The organism is Mesorhizobium sp. M7A.F.Ca.CA.004.06.1.1, from assembly GCF_003999135.1.
Taxonomy (GTDB): Bacteria; Pseudomonadota; Alphaproteobacteria; order Rhizobiales; family Rhizobiaceae; genus Mesorhizobium.
This window is the reverse complement of sequence record NZ_RZPQ01001098.1, coordinates 1-1,376: the sequence shown is the minus strand read 5'-3', so window position 1 is coordinate 1,376 and position 1,376 is coordinate 1. Positions and strand designations below refer to the sequence as shown.

At 60.8% G+C, this 1,376-nt stretch carries 2 protein-coding genes; both read right to left on the bottom strand.

What is annotated here, in order from left to right; all coding sequences use genetic code 11:
• Window positions 1–526: sugar ABC transporter permease (locus tag EN906_RS34170; protein ID WP_164777609.1), on the bottom strand; the 526-nt coding region annotated here is incomplete at its 3' end.
• Between the two features lie 126 nt (window positions 527–652).
• On the bottom strand, window positions 653–1,376 hold a 724-nt coding region (locus EN906_RS34165; protein WP_127375780.1), incomplete at its 5' end, for an extracellular solute-binding protein.

The following is a 1,376-nucleotide window of genomic DNA, read 5'->3' as shown; positions in this document are numbered from 1 at the left end:
CGTTGGAGAGCATCTGGATATCGGTCGGCGGGATCCTCGTGACGAAGGATATGGCGTAGGCGAACAGGCCGATCTGCGGCTCGTAGAGGAAGCGCCAGAAATTACCGACCACCGCCGGCGACAGCATCATGGGCACCAGGATCAGCGTCGTCCAGAAGGCGTGGCCGCGGAACTTCCTGTCGATCAGCCAGGCCAGGGTGAAGCCGATCAGCGTCTGCAACAGGATGGTCCAGAACACGAAATGCGCCGTCGTCTGCATGGCGATCCAGATATCCTTGTCGCCGAGGATGCGCTGGTAGTTGGCAAAGCCGAGGTTCTTCACCACCTCGTTCGGGCGGTTGGCGCGGTAGTTGGTGAACGACAGATAGATCGCCCAGAACAGCGGAAAGATGTTGATGGCCAGCAGCAACAGGATCGTCGGCGAGATGAACAGCCAGGCGAGGCCCTTGTCGCTGATGCCCCGGACCTTGCGGGCCAACGGCTCCGGAGTCGCCTGGGCAACGTTCTCCGCGGTCCGATTGAGCATGGTGAGTCCTGCTTCGGTCACTTGGTCGTCTCTGTCATGGAATTTATCTGAACTGCGTCCCGTGCCAAGGGCGGCACGGGACGCATGGGTCGAGCTCGGGAGGAGCCGGGTTACATCTTGCCCCAGTTACATCTTACCGTCGTCCTGGAAGACCTGCGTCCAGTCCTTGACCAGGCCGTCCAGCGCATCCTTGGCCGAACCTTGGCCGGCGACGACATAGTCGTGGAAACGCTTCTGCGAGGCCTGCAGCAGCGGGGCGTAGCTCGGCTCGGCCCAGAAGTCCTTCACGATGGCCATCGAGTCGAGGAAGGTCTGCGCGTAGGGCTGGCTGGCCGGGAAGCCCGGGTCCTTGACCACCGCGTTGAGGCAGGAATAACCGCCGAGCGACCACCATTTGGCCTGCACCTCCTTGTTGGCGAACCACTTGATGTATTTCAGCGCCGATTCCTGCTTGTCGGAATAGGACACCACTGAGATACCCTGGCCGCCGAGCTGGGCGAACTGCTCGCCGTCAGGCCCCTTCGGGTTGACGAAGTAGCCGATCTTGTCGCCGCCGACATTCTCGTCCTTCTGCAGGCCTGGCCATGTGAAGGCGAAGTTCATGTGCATCGCCACCTGGCCGGATTTGAAGGCGTCGACCCCTTCGCCCATATAGCTGTTCGAGGCACCCGGAGGCGTGCAGCAATCATAGAGCGCCTTGTAGAACTCCAGCCCCTTTACCGATTTGTCGGAGTTGACGAAGCCTTCCATTTCGTAGGGCTTTTTGGGGTTTTCGTACTGGAAGCCATAGCTGTAGAGCACGTCCATGGCGCCCATGGTGATGCCTTCCGAGCCGCGCTCGGTGTAGATC